Source organism: Alkalicoccobacillus gibsonii, from assembly GCF_016798245.1.
Classification (GTDB): Bacteria; Bacillota; Bacilli; order Bacillales; family Bacillaceae_D; genus Alkalicoccobacillus; species Alkalicoccobacillus gibsonii.
Genome location: NZ_JAEUZA010000001.1, coordinates 411,757 through 427,988, shown reverse-complemented (window position 1 = coordinate 427,988; position 16,232 = coordinate 411,757). Strand labels below are relative to the sequence as shown.

At 37.8% G+C, this 16,232-nt stretch carries 21 protein-coding genes; 4 read left to right on the top strand and 17 right to left on the bottom strand.

Translation table 11 applies throughout. From position 1 onward, the window contains the following. Nucleotides 1–100: 100 nt before the first annotated feature. On the bottom strand, nucleotides 101–1,462 hold the full coding sequence (locus tag JNO66_RS02365) for an FAD-dependent oxidoreductase (protein WP_203086590.1): 1,362 nt from the start codon (nucleotides 1,460–1,462) through the stop codon (nucleotides 101–103). 200 nt (nucleotides 1,463–1,662) lie between these two features. Further along, nucleotides 1,663–2,220, bottom strand: a complete 558-nt coding sequence (locus JNO66_RS02360) for a helix-turn-helix domain-containing protein (RefSeq protein ID WP_203086589.1) — start codon at nucleotides 2,218–2,220, stop codon at nucleotides 1,663–1,665. Between the two features lie 135 nt (nucleotides 2,221–2,355). Here JNO66_RS02360 and JNO66_RS02355 point away from each other — a divergent pair, with 135 nt between their 5' ends. Together JNO66_RS02355 and JNO66_RS02350 are read left to right on the top strand one after the other, a co-directional pair. After that, nucleotides 2,356–3,081, top strand: coding sequence for an AzlC family ABC transporter permease (locus JNO66_RS02355; protein ID WP_203086588.1), 726 nt, complete (start codon nucleotides 2,356–2,358; stop codon nucleotides 3,079–3,081). Next, nucleotides 3,078–3,398 carry an AzlD domain-containing protein gene (locus JNO66_RS02350; RefSeq protein WP_203086587.1) on the top strand — a complete coding sequence of 107 codons (321 nt, stop codon included), beginning with the start codon at nucleotides 3,078–3,080 and terminating at the stop codon, nucleotides 3,396–3,398. The genes JNO66_RS02355 and JNO66_RS02350 overlap by 4 nt, the downstream gene beginning before the upstream one ends. Here JNO66_RS02350 and JNO66_RS02345 read toward each other — a convergent pair. The 4 genes from JNO66_RS02345 to JNO66_RS02330 form a co-directional block, all read right to left on the bottom strand. Continuing rightward, a complete protein-coding gene (locus tag JNO66_RS02345; RefSeq protein ID WP_203086586.1) occupies nucleotides 3,387–4,238 on the bottom strand; it encodes a GNAT family N-acetyltransferase in 852 nt (283 codons plus the stop codon). The genes JNO66_RS02350 and JNO66_RS02345 overlap by 12 nt on opposite strands. A 49-nt stretch (nucleotides 4,239–4,287) precedes the next feature. After that, complete coding sequence (brnQ, locus tag JNO66_RS02340) at nucleotides 4,288–5,625, bottom strand: branched-chain amino acid transport system II carrier protein (RefSeq protein ID WP_203086585.1); 1,338 nt, start codon at nucleotides 5,623–5,625, stop codon at nucleotides 4,288–4,290. A 325-nt stretch (nucleotides 5,626–5,950) separates the two neighbouring features. After that, a complete protein-coding gene (locus JNO66_RS02335) occupies nucleotides 5,951–6,859 on the bottom strand; it encodes a manganese catalase family protein (protein WP_203086584.1) in 909 nt (302 codons plus the stop codon). 123 nt (nucleotides 6,860–6,982) lie between these two features. After that, nucleotides 6,983–7,150 (bottom strand): hypothetical protein, encoded by a 168-nt coding sequence (locus tag JNO66_RS02330; RefSeq protein ID WP_203087537.1) that lies wholly within the window; start codon nucleotides 7,148–7,150, stop codon nucleotides 6,983–6,985. 137 nt (nucleotides 7,151–7,287) lie between these two features. Here JNO66_RS02330 and JNO66_RS02325 point away from each other — a divergent pair, with 137 nt between their 5' ends. Then, the gene (locus JNO66_RS02325) at nucleotides 7,288–8,280 is read left to right on the top strand and encodes an SDR family oxidoreductase (protein WP_203086583.1); all 993 of its coding nucleotides are present in this window, start codon (nucleotides 7,288–7,290) and stop codon (nucleotides 8,278–8,280) included. 169 nt (nucleotides 8,281–8,449) lie between these two features. On the opposite strand, the gene JNO66_RS02320 is transcribed toward JNO66_RS02325, so the two are convergent. Further along, nucleotides 8,450–8,920: an 8-oxo-dGTP diphosphatase gene (locus JNO66_RS02320; protein WP_203086582.1), complete on the bottom strand. Its 471-nt coding sequence runs from the start codon at nucleotides 8,918–8,920 to the stop codon at nucleotides 8,450–8,452. A 151-nt stretch (nucleotides 8,921–9,071) separates the two neighbouring features. Continuing rightward, complete coding sequence (locus JNO66_RS02315) at nucleotides 9,072–9,461, bottom strand: NUDIX domain-containing protein (RefSeq protein WP_203086581.1); 390 nt, start codon at nucleotides 9,459–9,461, stop codon at nucleotides 9,072–9,074. Between the two features lie 188 nt (nucleotides 9,462–9,649). On the opposite strand from JNO66_RS02315, the gene JNO66_RS02310 reads away from it, so the two are divergent. Next, the gene (locus JNO66_RS02310; protein ID WP_203086580.1) at nucleotides 9,650–10,861 is read left to right on the top strand and encodes a GNAT family N-acetyltransferase; all 1,212 of its coding nucleotides are present in this window, start codon (nucleotides 9,650–9,652) and stop codon (nucleotides 10,859–10,861) included. Nucleotides 10,862–10,893: 32 nt separating this feature from the next. On the opposite strand, the gene JNO66_RS02305 is transcribed toward JNO66_RS02310, so the two are convergent. The 9 genes from JNO66_RS02305 to JNO66_RS02265 form a co-directional block, all read right to left on the bottom strand. Next, nucleotides 10,894–11,436: a Rossmann-fold NAD(P)-binding domain-containing protein gene (locus JNO66_RS02305; protein ID WP_203086579.1), complete on the bottom strand. Its 543-nt coding sequence runs from the start codon at nucleotides 11,434–11,436 to the stop codon at nucleotides 10,894–10,896. A gap of 482 nt (nucleotides 11,437–11,918) precedes the next feature. Further along, complete coding sequence (locus JNO66_RS02300; RefSeq protein ID WP_203086578.1) at nucleotides 11,919–12,326, bottom strand: ketosteroid isomerase family protein; 408 nt, start codon at nucleotides 12,324–12,326, stop codon at nucleotides 11,919–11,921. Nucleotides 12,327–12,342: 16 nt separating this feature from the next. Continuing rightward, complete coding sequence (locus JNO66_RS02295) at nucleotides 12,343–13,095, bottom strand: phosphotransferase family protein (RefSeq protein WP_203086577.1); 753 nt, start codon at nucleotides 13,093–13,095, stop codon at nucleotides 12,343–12,345. Nucleotides 13,096–13,136: 41 nt separating this feature from the next. Next, nucleotides 13,137–13,580 carry a pyridoxamine 5'-phosphate oxidase family protein gene (locus tag JNO66_RS02290; protein WP_203086576.1) on the bottom strand — a complete coding sequence of 148 codons (444 nt, stop codon included), beginning with the start codon at nucleotides 13,578–13,580 and terminating at the stop codon, nucleotides 13,137–13,139. Beyond that, nucleotides 13,577–13,987 carry a cytidine deaminase gene (locus JNO66_RS02285; RefSeq protein ID WP_203086575.1) on the bottom strand — a complete coding sequence of 137 codons (411 nt, stop codon included), beginning with the start codon at nucleotides 13,985–13,987 and terminating at the stop codon, nucleotides 13,577–13,579. The genes JNO66_RS02290 and JNO66_RS02285 overlap by 4 nt, the downstream gene beginning before the upstream one ends. A gap of 16 nt (nucleotides 13,988–14,003) precedes the next feature. After that, complete coding sequence (locus JNO66_RS02280; RefSeq protein ID WP_203086574.1) at nucleotides 14,004–14,426, bottom strand: HIT family protein; 423 nt, start codon at nucleotides 14,424–14,426, stop codon at nucleotides 14,004–14,006. After that, on the bottom strand, nucleotides 14,423–15,007 hold the full coding sequence (locus tag JNO66_RS02275; protein WP_203086573.1) for a DEAD/DEAH box helicase family protein: 585 nt from the start codon (nucleotides 15,005–15,007) through the stop codon (nucleotides 14,423–14,425). Before JNO66_RS02275 ends, JNO66_RS02280 begins: the two co-directional genes overlap by 4 nt. 530 nt (nucleotides 15,008–15,537) lie before the next feature. Further along, the gene (locus JNO66_RS02270; protein ID WP_203086572.1) at nucleotides 15,538–15,741 is read right to left on the bottom strand and encodes a hypothetical protein; all 204 of its coding nucleotides are present in this window, start codon (nucleotides 15,739–15,741) and stop codon (nucleotides 15,538–15,540) included. Nucleotides 15,742–15,752: 11 nt separating this feature from the next. After that, nucleotides 15,753–16,151: a PH domain-containing protein gene (locus JNO66_RS02265; protein ID WP_203086571.1), complete on the bottom strand. Its 399-nt coding sequence runs from the start codon at nucleotides 16,149–16,151 to the stop codon at nucleotides 15,753–15,755. Between the last annotated feature and the right edge of the window lie 81 nt (nucleotides 16,152–16,232).

Sequence of the window (16,232 nt, the reverse complement as noted above, 5' to 3'; positions counted from 1 at the left end):
AATTTAATCCTATCATAAATATGATTTTAATTCCTTTTGTCATGCTTTAAAACAATTAAAAAAAGCAAAGCTCCATAAAGGAAACTTTGCTTCCAAATCATTATACTAAAACAGCTACATCTCTTTCTTGCTCTAGCGCTTGTAACGCAGCTTTGTTAAGGTAATTCCATGGTTGATTGTAGTGTGGTTGGAAGAAGAAATCAACAAAGGCAAGATCCTCAATCGTCATATTCTGCTGTATACAAGCAGATAACGTATTCATCGCTTGAGTTAGGTCTACTTTAGACAATATTTGAGCTCCTACTAAACGAAGGCTCTCTGCCTCATATACAAGCTTTAATTTAACATTCTCAGCCGTTGGCATAAAGTTAGGGCGATAAGCCTCATCTATTGTGATTGTTTTCACATTTAATCCGAAAAAGAAAGCATTTGCTTCGGTAATTCCTGTTGAAGCCATGTTTAAGTCGTACAATTTTAACCCTGAGGTTCCTTGAGTTCCACGATACTTAATCTTTGGGCCAGCTATATTTTGGGCTACTAATGTACCCATTCTTACTGCATTCGTTGCGAGTGGAATGTAAGCATGTGTCTTTGCAGGATTATAAAATACTGCACAGCTATCTCCTGCTCCGTAGATGTCTGGGTGACTTGTTTGCATATAATCATTAACGATTAAGGCTCCATTAGCCAGCATATCTAGCTTCCCTTTTAGTAAATCCGTTTGTGGCTTAAAGCCTACACATAATAACACAAGGTCTGCTTCATATGTGGCCTCTGATGTAATGACTTTTTGCACTCGTCCCTCTGTATCTCCCACAAATTGTTCAACCGTCTCATTCAAAGCAAGCTTCACTCCGTGCTCATCTAGTTCTTGTTCAACAATTTCGGTAAATTCCGCATCCAAATATTTGTTTAATACTCGATCTGCTCCTTCGATAAAGGTAACATGTTTGCCGTACGCCTCAAATGCCTCTACTAGTTCAACACCAATGTAACCAGCGCCAATGACTGCAATGTTTGTCGCTTTCTCCGCTTTTTGTATAATTTCTTTTGCTTGGTGATAGTTTTTTGCAAGCTGAATATTTTGTAATCCAACTCCGGTAATGGGTGGAATAATTGGAGATGAGCCTGTTGCCATTACCAGCTTATCAAAATAATCCTCCATGATCATATCTGATTCTAGATCTCGAACCTGTACTTTTTTCGCATCTGTATCGATATCTAATACTTCATGTTTCATCTTCATTGTTACTCCAAGTTTTTTTAGCTCTTCCGGAGAAGAATAGAAAAGATCGTCCGCTTGTTTCACAACACCACCAACATGAAGCGCAATCCCGCATGATAAGAAGGAAACATTATCATTTCGTTCATAAACAATAACCTCAGCATCTGGGTGGAGCATTTTCATATTCTTAACAGCTGCCGTTCCAGCATGTGTGCATCCAATTACAAGTACTCTCATTCTCCATTCCTCCAATTATTTAATCATGTGAAATTATTCACATATGATTGTTCAGCATTTCACAAAAAAGGATTTGTATACTCTCCTGTGTGTTTCTGTTTATAGAATATCATATTGTGAATTGTTGAGCAAGTGTTATTTCATTTATTTTTGATTAAAGTGAGAAAAACTCTGCCATCTCGTTAGCAGAGTTTTTCTTATTAAGTACTTGTATAATAAAGCGTCATACTCAACTTAGCCATTCCATCACCCGTATTTATATATGCATGAGGTCGGTCTGCCCTAAATCGAATCGAATCTCCTGTCCGTAAAACATAGGTTTTCTCATTTACAGTGATGGTCGTTTCGCCTTCATAAACGGTGATGTATTCCTCGGTCCCATCCTTGTGAGCGACTGATTCGTTTTTCCCACCTTCATCAATCTCAAGTCGATATACTTCAAACCTCTTCTCCTCGTGAAAAGGAAAAATCGGAAATACACGATATCTCCCTTCATCCTCCGTTGCAACTCTTACGTCCTCTCGAAGGATAACTTTGCTTTCAGGCTGAGGGTTATCAATTAACGAAGAAAAGGATACCTTGAGTCCATTCGCAATTTTCCAGATGGTTGTAATGGTTGGACTTGAATCTCCACGTTCAATTTGACCAATCATCGTTTTACTTACTCCACTTAATTGCGAAAGCTTTTCTAGACTAAGTTTTTCTTTCTCTCTAATGGTCTTTAAGTTTCTAGCAAGAATGAATTGGATTTCCTCCATTTTTTCTCCTTTCAATCTATACAATATAACGTTCATTGTGTATGATATATAGAACGGTCGTTATCTCAACCTTTATGATCATTATACTATACGACATTCAGCTTCACACGAATTTTTGTTAGAAAGGACGTTCATATGGCTATCGAAAAAGCATCTATGTATTCTGTAGAGACTAATTCTTATATTCAAGGTGTAAAAGACTGTGTCCCTACATTATTTGGTTACATGAGTGTCGGGTTGGCATTTGGAATTGTGGGTACGGCTTCAGGCTTAAGTGTTTGGCAACTTGCCCTTTTGTCTATTTTTGTTTATGCAGGAGCTGCACAATTTATCATCTGTGCGCTTATTGTTGCACAAGCTCCGATTTCAGCTATTATCCTTACAACCTTTATTGTTAATTTAAGGCATCTGCTTCTGTGTTTAACACTTGCCCCTCATTTCAGGAAACACTCATTATTAAAGAATATCGGGATTGGTGCATTGATCACTGATGAAACGTTTGGCGTTGCATCAACAAAAGCTGCCAAGGAGCACTCTTTGCAAGATAAGTGGATGAATGGATTAAATATTACAGCCTATTTGTGCTGGATAGTAGTGACGATCATTGGAGCGAAGTTCGGCCAGTGGATTACAAACCCCGAAGCTCTCGGATTAGATTTTTCGCTAGCTGCCATGTTTGTAGCTCTTCTTATCCTTCAATTAAACACAGTAACACAATCAAAGTTCAGACATTATGTAAAGATTATTCTATGTGTAGTCATTTTGATGATTGGACTCAGTTTGTTGATTCCTTCTCACATTGCCGTTCTTTTAGCAACTGTCATTGCAGCTACAATAGGGGTGGTGACTGAACCATCATGAGCGCTTACTTTTTTTGGATTCTTATTGGAAGTGCAATATTCACACTGTTACCTAGAGTTCTTCCGTTTGTATTCGTACGACAATTTCAACTGCCAGACCCTTTTTTAAGATGGCTTACCTACATTCCTGTGTGTATATTAACTGCATTGGTAATGGATGAACTACTCCTAGACAGTGAATTTGGCGCTATTCATATCAATGCATCAGCAATAATGGCGATCATTCCTACGCTTATTGTTGCTCTCACTACAAAAAGTTTATCTCTAACTGTGCTCACAGGTGTAGTCGCTATGGCTGTTATTCGGTTATTTATATAGTACTCTCCATTTACATACTTCAACCATCCCTATCGTTTTATAAAGGGATCGCGCTTTAGGGTTGTTGTAAAAAAAATATGGAACTTTTCCCTCTTTTAACAGCCTTAAGCAGAGCTGAATCAATACTTCCCTTGCGAATCCTCTCCCACGATGTAGAGGATTCGTATACACCCCAGTTATAATCGCACTTTTTTTGTATTCGGAGATCGTTGATGCTGTAGCAACCATGTCTCCATTAAGTGTCAGGGAACATGTTCTGGTTGTGGTGTCATTTATTAAAAGAAGTTGCTGTGAAATATAGGTTGATTTACTAGCTGGGAGAACTGAAGAAAACTCAGTTGTAGATGCTAACAAATCATATAATTGACTCCACTCCTCTGCTGATTGAAGCGTATGTATTTGTGTATTTGTGGAGTTTGGATCAACCAATACATGCTGAATAAAACCTAGATAACTGCTCACATCTTCTTTAATCTTGAGCGAGCTTTTAAATGGTTCAATCATATCGTGTACTCCGGATATTTTTGTATAAGATGCTGCAGATAATATTTTATTGTAAATATCCACATCTCTATTTTCATTTGAGAAATAACTGACATTAAGTCCATTATTGATTAGAATGGAAACTAAATTGCCTTTCTCAAACTCTCCATATACCTTTAACTTCTCACCACCATACCTGTTGGCTAAAAGTTCATTTAATAAAAATCCAAAATCAAGTTCCTTCCCATGAAACAATGTTAAAACGTGATCATCATCCTCTATATAAAGTTGCCTCAGCATGTTAACTCCACTTCCCCTCTTCTTTGGAATTCTGTAAATATCACCTATTTCCTGCATAAAAAAAAAGAATCATCCCACACTGAGAATGATTCTTCAATTGACTAATTTAATTTTCAGCTAGTTGTTTTTGTCCACCTGCAATTAAGCTAACTATATAGCCAACAAGGCCACCGACGATAGCAGGTAATATCCACCCTAAGCCTAAACTGTAGAATGGAAGGAAGCTCTCAAAAAATCGGTGGACGAATGAGATAGATAATCCTGCCTGCTCTAAACCGTCAAATATGCTCACAATTAATGTGAATAAAATGGTTCCTTGATACACCAATCGACTTCCTTTAAATAAAGGATGTAGGAAGGTTAAAAAGATCAGTACAATAGCAACCGGATAAATCACAGTCATCACCGGAACTGAAATAGCAATTAATTGTGTAAGTCCCACATTTGCTACAACCATACTAAAAGCCGATAAGATTACGGCAAATTTCTTATATGAAATAGAAGGGAATAGCTTATGAAAATAAGTCGAGCATGACGTGATCAGTCCAACACTTGTTGTTAAACAAGCAACAGTAATCATCAATCCAAGTAAGATTGCTCCATATTCACCAAAATAAATCGCTGAGACTTGCGCTAAAACCGTACCTCCATTATCTGCATATCCAATTTTCTCTACGCTTGAAGCGCCAAGAAACGAAAACGAAGTATAAAGTACGATTAAGATGACTGCAGCAATTCCTGCCGCTTTTAAACAGACAGCCATCATCTGTTTCTTAGTGCTTGCCCCTTTTTGTTTGATTGCTTGAATAATCATAATTCCGAACACAAATGAAGCTAATGTGTCCATCGTCAAATATCCTTCTTGGAAACCTTTAAAAAATGGCTGCGTGATATATGGTCCTACTGGTGCTTGAAAGCTACCAAGTGGATTCACGATTGCAACAATAACTAAGATCCCAATAAAAAGCAATTTAATTGGGGTCAATATTTTTCCAACTATATCAATAATTTTTTCTGGATTCAGAGAAATCAAACATGTTAAAGCAAAGAATAAAAGGGTGAAAATGATTAAGCCTACACTTGCCATACTCTCAGGCAAATAAGGTTTGACACCAACCTCAAATGAAACACCACCAGTTCTCGGTATTGCAAAAAACGGTCCTATTGATAAGTAAAGAATGGTGGTAAAGACTAACGCAAATGTTGGATGAATTCGACTGGCTAGAGCCTGAAGATCTTCCTTACCGGAAAAGCCAAACGCTAAAACACCCAATAGTGGTAACCCTACACCTGTTACTAAAAAGCCTGCATTGGCCGCCCATAAAGACTCACCAGCTGATTGACCAAGCATGGCTGGAAAGATCAAATTTCCTGCACCGAAAAATAATGCAAATAACATTAACCCAATGACGATTGTAAATGAAAATGGAACTTTATTAGACACCAAAAAAACTCCTAATCTTATGCTATTCGACAATCTTCGTAAGTTTGTCCGCCAATCAGTATAAAAGAAATTCAGACTAATTGCTACATTTAAAAAGTTTCCAACAAGCTAATGATTTTATACAACTAATTATGATCTTATTAAACACGAACATTTAAAAAGTCTAATTGATGGTAAATTTCAGTTAAACTCTTTAACATCAATATTTGTTCATCTTTATTGATTAGAGAAAACACGAAACCCGGATGTCCTTGTCTAAGAATCATCCGGGTTTCGTGTTTTTAATCTTTTTGATTTTATTTTTTAACAAAAACAATGTAAGCCCTTACCTGATTCCAGCTTCATACTGCAATCGTTTTGATAATTCTCTAAACTGCTCTGCATCAAATCCAGGTGCAAATTCTTCCGGTACTTGATCCAAATCTGGAATTTCCGCACCTTCTGGCGTTCCATCTACAACTTCCAATTGTCCCTCAGGACCAATCGGTGTAGGACCTGTCCAAATTCGGTCTAATAATTTATAATCATCGTCACTAAAGCGGTACAGCTTACGATGCTCGCCCAGTGCCTCATATTTTCTAGCATGGTCAAACTTACTGTTATCAAGATTGGGAACAGGAAGCATCTTCATCATGTTGACCCCTGTTACTTCCTCAAGTGCCCTTGCATAGGCAACAGCATGTACGCTTCCTCTAACAAGTAAGTACCCAACGAGTTCTCTCGCAGTCTCATTCTCCGTCATTTGATAAACACGCATCTTATGTGTTCTTGCACCACATTCTAAATAAAAATTGTGTAGCAAATCGTTCACAAGGTTTCCACTTGAGAATACATTATCGCCCGTCCACGGCTTTCCAGTAGAATCCGCTGGAATTGCATTCTGGCCACCTAGTACAAAGTTAAACTTATTTCCAAGTCCAAGAGCTGCTCCAAGTGGAGTATCATCAGGATTTGTACTTCCATTACCAACAGAACCATCTAGACATAGATTGATCGTATTAGATACAAGCTCTACATGGCCGAACTCTTCTGCCGTAATACTTGCAATTAATTCATAGAAAGGTCTTAGTTTCTTCTTACTTCTGAAGTTAAACGATTGAAACATGTAATTGTTCAGCGTCGACATCTCACCAAATCTTCCACCTAACAGTTCTTGTACGACCCCTGCTGATTCCGGGTCCGGCTGATCCAGTTTCGGTAAATCAATCTGAAGCTTGTCTATTCGTTTGAACAAATAAAACCCTCCTATAAAATAGAATCTCTCCTCCTCTTCCCGTTCTCTCCCTCTTAAAACATGAATGTTCAGTGAATTCACAAAAAAAGGAGAATATCTTATTCAGACATCCTCCTTTCACTCTTATACCACAGGATACACAGGCTCAATTTTAGGATTCGTATAGTAAGGTGGTCTTGGTCCAATCTCCGGTAACATAAATGACGTCTCTGCAAATTGAATACGTACGCTCTTATCTGATTGATCACTCGTTAGAAGTGTTATTTCTGGATAGATGACAACTGGATTCAATAAATCTCCCCCTTTTCTCTTACCCTATTCGATTGTAGCTAGAAAAGAGACTGTCCACTTTCTCATATCAAATCATGCACAGGTACATTCGCCCTTACATAGGCTGATTGCAGTGCAAAAGCGGAGGAGGCTTATCTATGGACAAAAGAGATACACCTGAACAACCAACACCAGAAGAACTCGATTATATTAAAAAGATGCAAGCATGGTTTGAAGAACATAAACAAACAGATCCTTATCCCATCTACCCTCAGTATGGAACCATCACTCGCTATGAAGATGTGCCATTAAGTAACCCGGAGCAGCGTCAACTTCGGCAGCCAGGACTTGAAGGGTTGATGGTTCCAAGACCAATTATCGAAAATCCGAATTATGTAGGAAGTGGTAAGTTAAAAGGCAAGGTTGCTCTTATCACTGGTGGGGACAGTGGAATTGGTGCTGCAGCGGCGATTGCCTTTGCAAAAGAAGGAGCAAATGTGGCCATTTCATACTTAGATGAGGAAGAAGATGCCAAACGGACCAAGAAACGTATAGAGTACTTCAATCAGGAATGTCTATTGTTACCCGGAGATGTTCGTGACAAGGAGCACTGCGCCAAAATGGTTGAAGACACCGTTGCGCAGTTTGGCCAGTTAGACATATTGGTGAATAATGTAGGGATTCAATTTCAGCAGCTTGATTTGATGGATATAACAGATGAGCAGTTTGATGACACGTTTAAAGTAAATATTTACTCTCACTTTTATACAACACGAGCAGCACTCCCCCATCTAAAAGCAGGTAGTTCTATTATTGGGACCGCCTCCGTTGTAACGTACGCAGGACAACCACAATTAATTGATTATACCGCAACAAAAGGAGCCATTGTCGGCTGGACTCGTTCACTCGCAAAGAATCTTGCCGATAAACGAATTCGAGTGAATGCCGTAGCCCCAGGAAGAATATGGACCCCTCTTATTCCGGCTAGTTTTTCAGCTGATCAAAACGCGCTACATGGTGGAAACCTGTTTGATCGAGTCGGTCAGCCGTTTGAGCTTGCACCAACATATGTATACTTAGCCTCGGATGATTCAAGACTTGTTACGGCTCAAGTACTTCATGTGGATGCTGGTGAATCGACTCATTCATAGGCTTTGAGGCTGTAACATAACTATAAATCAATTTGAAAAGGCGAACGATTCGATTGCGGAATCATTCGCCTTTCGTGTTATCGCGAAAGGGGCTGAGGCCGTTCTTGTGGGTGCGAGGGATTCTCCTGTAGCGGATTATCGCAACATTTATGTTATGTCCCTCCATCATTTACAAAGCTTTAATCGTTTCTTTCATCACTTCATCCGCTTTTTCATTGTACAGTGAATGAATTTCAAATGTTCCGGGCTTAAAGAACAATTCCAGCCTTCTTTTAAACCACCATTGCATAGGCAACTTAAAGGCTTCTTCTATTGAAACCCAGTGCAAATCTCCTTCAGGTGGATCCTCTAACAACTCACCTTCAAAGGACGTTGCGAGATAATTAAAGACCATGTACCGTGTGCCTTCATCTGGATCTGAGTGCTCTTCAAGACCTTTGTATTCTAAATCCTGAACACGTAGACCTGTTTCCTCCCATACCTCTCGAATCGCTCCCTCGGTTAAACTTTCTGGAAAATCCACTTTTCCACCTGGCCCGATGTAGCCTGGAAAGCCCAGCTTATCTGGACGATTGATAAGTAGAATTTCCTTTTTTTCATTTTGAACAATACATAATGTATAGAGCTTTACGTCTGACATTTGATCACCTTTATTTTTAACGTTTTATTTTTATCGAGTTAATGTTCCCAGTCTTCTAAAATGCTCCAATTCATTTTAGGATGACCATTCTCTTTACACATAGATCCAACGTAAATAGATTCTGACTGCTCGTATGATATGTAATGATCAATCAGCTCCCTTGTAGTCTCAGATACCTGTTTTTATCAAGGTCTGGGAGAGGCACCCATTGCACTTTTCCCTCATCGCTACTTACGAGAGCTGAATGTTTCAAAACTTCTCCAAAGAAGACATACTGAACTCTTACGTCATTAAACCCTTTTAATCGATAAATGATGTATTTTAATCGGAGGTTTTCTATTTGGTTCTTATGTAAGCCTGTTTCTTCTTCGATCTCACGATAACAACTAATAAGCGGCTCCTTTAATTCAACGGGTTCTATATGTCCACCTACTGGAACTAAGTAACCTGGCAAAAAGGCAGCGTCATCTTTTTTATTCAGAAACAATACCTCTTGATTTTCATTCATGAGAAAAGCTACTGCCATTGATCTAAGAATCATGAATGTCCCATCTCCTCATTTATTGAGAGATCTTTCCTAATTTAATCATTCGACAAAATCTCTATGATTCCTTCTTATCTCGCTAACCTTAATCACAATGTAATTCCCGTCTTCCAACCATTCAAAAGGATTTTTGTTACATTTTATGTTACATTAAATGAAACGGATAAAAAAGGACAGTGAAATGTATGTCAAAGCAGGAGATAAAGCGTTCATTGGACATTCGATCATTAGATGTTCAGCACGTGGACCAATCTGCCGAATTGTTAACCTATGTCTTTCAAGTGACAAATCAGGATCTTGCTCAAATTCAAGGCCAACATCCGATGCAATGGAAAAAACCTGTACTTGAGCAATGTGATGGTCTTGGATGGTTTGCTGGAGAAAAGCTAGTCTCACAATTAGTCGTCTATCCCTTCGACGTTAATATTCATGGAAAAGCGTTTAAGATGGGCGGAGTGACAGGAGTTGGCACGTATCCTGAATACGCCGGACTTGGACTAATGAATGACTTAATGAAACAAGGTCTTCAAAATATGAGAGCTGCAGGACAACACATCTCTTATCTATTTCCTTACTCCATTCCTTACTACAGAAAAAAAGGCTGGGAAATCATCTCTGATGTGATTACGTATAAAGTAAGAGATACACAGATTCCAAAGCCTTATGAAGTATCCGGACGAATGGAACGAGTAAAGTGGGATCATCCAGATATCAAACAGGCTTATGAACAGTTCTCACGAAAAGAAAATGCAGCAATGATTCGGAATGAGTTAGCCTGGGATGAGCATTTCCGTTGGGAACGCGAGGAGCTCTCTGCTTGTGTCTATTACAACGAGTATCACGAACCGACTGGATATATGTATTACAAGGTAGAGAATGAAACATTTTATGTACGTGAGATGATCTTTAATAATGAAGATGCAAGAAGAGGCTTATGGAACTTTATTGGTGCACACTTCTCAATGGTTTATTATGTAGAAGGAAAAATCTTTCAAAATGAACCACTATCCTTCTTTTTAGAGGATGGTGAAATTGAAGAAAAGATTTCCCCTTACTATATGGCGCGAATTGTTGATGCTAGTGAGTTCTTATTAGAATTCCCTTTTACGAATCAACCTAAATCTGGCTTCACCCTTGAATTAACCGATCCGATTCTTGAATGGAATACTGGAACGTTTTCATTTGAGTGGAACAACGAAAAGAAGTTAACTGAATCTAATGCACAACAGGAGCATGTTATCAAAACGGATGTTCAAACGTTATGTACGATGTTATTGAACTACAAAAAAGCCTCTCATTTAAAAGAGGTTGGGCGTCTTTCTGCTTCAGAAGAAACCATACACTTCTTAGAACAAATCATTCCGAATAACGAGCCTTGGTTCTCGGATTACTTTTAAATCATTAAAGCATATGCTTTGATGATTTTTCTTTATGATGGTCGCTTTTCCCATGGAGAAAGGACTCCAATGGTTGTTGATTCTGCATCCTCCTGAATGGCTGCAATCACTCCTTTAGAAATTTCTGAATGAGTCAGCCATCTTGAGTTTGTCCCGTCATATTGGAAGCCCAAAATGACTTCTCGATACAAACAGTTTGCTGGGACAAGTACTGTTTCTTTTTTTATTGCATGCGCACTTCCTTTGACATGAAACAGACGAAAGGAGCTATGCTGGTTTTGTTCAACTTCATTTAAAACAGTCGGAAGTGCTTCCGGAGCTGTTCCGCTATGGATCCAGGCAATGACGTAATCAATGGGAGCTCTTGTAAGTATTTGCTTTAGTATATTAATAAGTTTCTCAGTATCTTGGTAATTAACCTTATAAAAAGTAAAACCGGACTTATGATTTTCAACTAATCCACGAACCTTCAATTGATCCCGAGCGATAGCACTTACGCGTTCAAAACTCTCATCTAGCCAACCTGTTGTTTCAAGTAGCATTCCAGTCCCACCAATGCACAGAACATGTGTCATTCACCAACACCCTTCCTAAAATTGATTCACTAACTCTGCTCCTCATTTTGTATTTTCTTCTTAATTCTCACTATTCGACAAACATTGCATAAAACCTTTCGTTATAATAAGTGAAGTAGTATATGGAGGTGTATCTTATTTTTTACAAGTTCTCAATACCTATTGGACTCGGTTTGATGCTCGCAACTTTTTCATTCATCATGACTTGGTATGTAGGGACGGAACTCCGTTTTGATTTACAACGATTTGACAAGATGATTTCACCAAGTGACGTTTCACATCTGGATTACATTAACTACGCATTTGATCGGCACTTTTTCCCCTACCCTTTCTTATTTGTTAGTTCGAGTCTGATGACTTCCTTCTTACTCCTTCTTGCCGTATTTGTTTATATAAGAACACCCAAAAAAGTAGCTGGATGATTGATGTAATCATCCAGCTACTTTTCTTTTGCCGGTACTATAAAAGAAACCAAAGTATTATCAAACACTACCTCTAATGATATAAGTATCTATTTCAATTATTTTTGATTTTGAACCGGCACTACTGAAAAGAAAAGTCGTTGAAAAATGAACGTCCCTCGTGTCTTCTTTTAAAGTAAACTTTCCACTTACTGATCCTAACTTTCCGTGTGTGATAATTGACTTTAGAACTAGAGAATCGATTTGTTCCAATGAATACGAATCAACCTTATCAATGAGGTTTTGTTTCCCTTTTATCTGACTATCACCTATCAAAGTCCAAAGAACCTCTTCATCTACACTCTCTATTAATAAATCTAAATTGCCTGCAATTAATGACTGATAAAGTTCCTTTAACTTCACCGTTTTAGGGGAATTCCCACAATTATTTGGATAGATAAATGTAATTCCTAATTCACTGTTCGACATTGATTTGCTCTCCTTTTTACGAAAAAGCTGATTCTACATATTGCACTAATCGCTTTGAATCCTCTGTTTGGACATGTTCAGACAGTCGTGCTGCTGCAATCACTGGTAACCATTGAAGAATGTCCTCTTTAGTCTTTCCACTACGATCACAATAAATCTCAAGGTATAATTCAGCCAGTTCTACTGAATGCTGTGTGTACAAAAGATACGAACGGCATACATCGGCACAGGCATCACCCATGGAAGCATCGATCCAATCGATAATAGCAATCTCTTTAGTGGGGGTTTGTATTAGATTAAACAAATGAAGATCTCCGTGACAAAGTGTCTCTCCTTCAAAAATAGAGTTCAGTAGCATGAGACACTCTTTTTTCTGAGCTGTACTTAGCAAAGAAGCCTCATGAATTTGTCTTGTTAACTTTTCGCTCATTTTTTCTAACGATTTAGTGCTTGTAATCTGGTGAATTGTCTTTTGAACGTCTATAGATTGTTCAAGATACCTTCTTACCTGTTCACCATTCTCTTGAAAAAGCTCACCGAGTGTTTTCCCTTCTATGTATTCCATGATTATCGCTTGTTTTCCTTCTACCTTAGTCAGTTCGATCACTTCAGGTACAAAGAGACTTGTCTGGTAAACGATTCTTTGCTTAGCCGCTTCATATTCAACATACGTTGCATCCAAATTTTGATTAAACACCTTAACCATTTTGCCATTAACTTTATACATGGTTGCAGTGTTTCCTTTAGCAATCGGTTTTCCTAAATTCATAGGGCCTCCTCAGATGAAAGATTCAAATACGGTATATGAAATTATTTAATGAGTTGATACGATTGATCTCTCACCACAACTGAATTCGGCGTAAAACAAACGAGTAACCAGTCAGAGTCACCTAAAACTGCTTTAAATCTAGGATCCCAGTGTTTTTCATGTCCCATGTATTTGGTAAATAACCTCTTTACTTTATCCTCTTGATGAGATTGGAGCTCTGCTTTTCCACGTAAACCTACGTGATGAACAAGTCCAGTCTCTCGATTAAAATCTACAATACCTACTGCGCAATTAGATTCCTTTTCAATACGTCTTGTAAATGAATTAGATTGGTAGCTTCCCAGAATCCATATCCTTTCATTCTCCCACAAAAACCATACTGGTGAATCATGTGGTTCGTTCTTCTCTACCGTAGATAAATGTGCAAAAAGAGGGCGAGATAGGATTTCTTCTAACATATCCTTCGAGCCATTTACTAGATTCATACCTGATCTCCTATATATGCTTTTCTCCAGTGATAAGGCTGAACGATGGAGAGAGCTTTAAACTCTAAGTCCGACTCAGGCTTTGTAACCGCCACTCGCACCTCATCTCCCCAATAAAAGAGTCTTTCCTGGCAGACGCCACACGGAGTTAGAACCTTTGGTTTCGCGCCCTCATCTTCTCGAGCTAAGCAAATAGAATGTGTTACGCGCTTATTCCATTTATGAGCCTCAAGAATAGCACCCGTTTCTATACATAATTCTGTACTTGCATTAATTACTTCAGGGGCTACACTTGTTAGAATCGTTCCATCCTCCAGTGCCAAAGCAGCAGCTCCTCCCCAACCCGTTGGATAACGAGTGTTAAGTAGTTCATTTGCAGCATGATAAAGTTGTTCTTCAATATTCATGTTCTTACCCCCAAGCTTACATCTCATTTAATGCTTTCTTTAATTGGTTTTTAATCGTTACAAATCGCTGCTTAAGATGCTCATTATTAAACGGCTCATCAGAATAAAACGTAGCAAACGATTGATCTTTAAAGCGCGGAACAACATGCAAATGAAAATGTGTTAATTCACTAAACACGCCTCCATTTTGACAAATGGTTATTCCATCAGGCTTGTATAGCAATTTTAGAATCTTAGATAGATTCATAGACGCTTTTAAAATCGATTGAGCAGTCGCTTCATCTAGTTCATCTAAATCTTCCACATGATCTTTTGGAAGAATTAATGTGTGACCTGCGTTGAATGGATCATGATCTAAGAAACAACTAATTAAATCGTTTTCATAAATTAAGTGAATAGGTTCTTTTTTATTTGCTAATCGGCAGCCTAAACAGTTCATTCGGAACATCCTATTTTTAAATACAGTTGATTCTCAGAAATGATCTTTCTAGCAGCCTCTCCCGCACTAATATTTGTCACATTCAAGCGATAATAATAGGGTTCTTTTATTTCGCCCGGTAACGAGTTCAGCCGGTGCTTTTGATTACTTGTTAAAAGCTCCTCTTCACTTTGCTTAACATTTCTTTTTGAAGGCTTTTTAGCCAAACGATTCTCTGATTGGTTTCGTCGTAAGCGTTCCTTTAGAGTGGTTTCTAGTTCTACAAATAAAACGTCAATTCCAGAATCGGTAAAAATCCGTTTAAAGCGCTCTACTTCTTCACAATCTTCCTTATGATCGAGTGCCCATACAAATGTGAATATCAGTCCATTGTTATCTTTTTGTGCAACCACCTCACGAAAAATATCTTTCCTTAATTGATTGGACAACTCAAACGTTTTTTTCGTCCATCCTAAAAAAGGAGCAATAACATCTAAAGTCATGTGATTAAATAATAACGGTAATTCAAGTTCTTTTGATAGGACCTCTCCGATTGTCATTTTACCAACTGCTTGTGGGCCGAATAAAAAAATGACCTTCATCTTTCTCCCCTCCGCAACATTATGTATAATCTATATATTACCATTCATTTAGGGTCTTATGGGAAGTTATACAGACGATATTAATTGAAGGATTCAATACTTTTTTTATAGAGGAGAGATGGAGTCCCTGTTAGAAGTGATGCTACTTTATGGGAAGTGTGGTTTTGGAGGGGGTATTACTTTTGCTATTTATTTTTTTATTTATTTAGCCGTTTCGTTTCCAATAATCTATCCTATTTTTAAATAGGCTAAAGACAAAATATATGTTTTTGCGCCTCCAGTCATTCTTTTTATTCTTCACTTTGTGATAGAAGCCAATGGAAGGTCCAAGTTTGCTAATTACACCGATGAATTATCAAGATATGGTGAGGTACCAGATACAATGTCAGGGCACGGCTCTTCATTGTTAATAATTGCTTTTTTGATTTCTCCTTTAATCTTAACAACTCTTGTTTGGAGCATTTTCTTTTTTATTATGGGCAAAAGAAAGAAGAATAAACGACTTCTATAAAATAAGAATGTCTTTATGTTCATGTTATTCTCTTAACTATCTTTTCTAACAAGCCAGTTTGAGTCATGTAATTTAAGACTTGCATGGATAATACTAAACCAAGTAACACACATATTGGCAGTTCAATAGGAAAACCAACAATATCATGTAGAAATAAGGGGACGACATATCCACCTACTATTCCAAAAAACATAAATGCAATCATTAAAAGAAAATTCTTCATCCTGCAACTCCTTACATACCCTTTATCTTATTAACATGTCCTCCTATTCTAATCTGGAGAACTTCTACAAAACTCTCGATCTCCTCAGGTGCTATAATGACTGTTTTGTAAGGTTTATATTGAATGACATAACTATCAAAAGTTAGCGCAGCACTAGTCAGTAATGGATGACTATTTTTTTCAATGAATTCAATCTCGTTAACGTTTATTGCTTTTCGAAATGGTCCTTGCTTTATGATCAATTGTTCTTCGTTGATTACATATGAAGTACCAAACCAACACCATATTCCGTATACACCAAAAGGAAAAAAGATCGTTGATATGACAATAACAGCGACTACATCTGCTTCAAAATAAAACGGGAAGATCAAACCAAATAAGAGGCAAAATAAGCTTATTGGTAACAACATAAGACCATACCATAAATCTTTTTTTGGTTTGTATTTAATAGGAAACAACCTTTCTTTCTATAACTAAAAGAAGAGTCTAGA

Bases quoted from the DNA above. Each gene is read 5' to 3' on its own strand.
- JNO66_RS02310 (WP_203086580.1), top strand. From the start codon at position 9,650: ATGTCAAAGCAGGAGATAAAGCGTTCATTGGACATTCGATCATTAGAT.
- JNO66_RS02275 (WP_203086573.1), bottom strand. From the start codon at position 15,007: ATGAAGGTCATTTTTTTATTCGGCCCACAAGCAGTTGGTAAAATGACA.
- JNO66_RS02365 (WP_203086590.1), bottom strand. From the start codon at position 1,462: ATGAGAGTACTTGTAATTGGATGCACACATGCTGGAACGGCAGCTGTT.
- JNO66_RS02350 (WP_203086587.1), top strand. From the start codon at position 3,078: ATGAGCGCTTACTTTTTTTGGATTCTTATTGGAAGTGCAATATTCACA.
- JNO66_RS02280 (WP_203086574.1), bottom strand. From the start codon at position 14,426: ATGAACTGTTTAGGCTGCCGATTAGCAAATAAAAAAGAACCTATTCAC.
- JNO66_RS02270 (WP_203086572.1), bottom strand. From the start codon at position 15,741: ATGAAGAATTTTCTTTTAATGATTGCATTTATGTTTTTTGGAATAGTA.
- JNO66_RS02355 (WP_203086588.1), top strand. From the start codon at position 2,356: ATGGCTATCGAAAAAGCATCTATGTATTCTGTAGAGACTAATTCTTAT.
- JNO66_RS02290 (WP_203086576.1), bottom strand. From the start codon at position 13,580: ATGAATCTAGTAAATGGCTCGAAGGATATGTTAGAAGAAATCCTATCT.
- JNO66_RS02300 (WP_203086578.1), bottom strand. From the start codon at position 12,326: ATGTCGAACAGTGAATTAGGAATTACATTTATCTATCCAAATAATTGT.
- JNO66_RS02320 (WP_203086582.1), bottom strand. From the start codon at position 8,920: ATGTCAGACGTAAAGCTCTATACATTATGTATTGTTCAAAATGAAAAA.
- JNO66_RS02295 (WP_203086577.1), bottom strand. From the start codon at position 13,095: ATGAATTTAGGAAAACCGATTGCTAAAGGAAACACTGCAACCATGTAT.
- JNO66_RS02265 (WP_203086571.1), bottom strand. From the start codon at position 16,151: ATGTTGTTACCAATAAGCTTATTTTGCCTCTTATTTGGTTTGATCTTC.
- JNO66_RS02315 (WP_203086581.1), bottom strand. From the start codon at position 9,461: ATGATTCTTAGATCAATGGCAGTAGCTTTTCTCATGAATGAAAATCAA.
- JNO66_RS02325 (WP_203086583.1), top strand. From the start codon at position 7,288: ATGGACAAAAGAGATACACCTGAACAACCAACACCAGAAGAACTCGAT.
- JNO66_RS02305 (WP_203086579.1), bottom strand. From the start codon at position 11,436: ATGACACATGTTCTGTGCATTGGTGGGACTGGAATGCTACTTGAAACA.
- JNO66_RS02345 (WP_203086586.1), bottom strand. From the start codon at position 4,238: ATGCAGGAAATAGGTGATATTTACAGAATTCCAAAGAAGAGGGGAAGT.
- JNO66_RS02285 (WP_203086575.1), bottom strand. From the start codon at position 13,987: ATGAATATTGAAGAACAACTTTATCATGCTGCAAATGAACTACTTAAC.
- JNO66_RS02360 (WP_203086589.1), bottom strand. From the start codon at position 2,220: ATGGAGGAAATCCAATTCATTCTTGCTAGAAACTTAAAGACCATTAGA.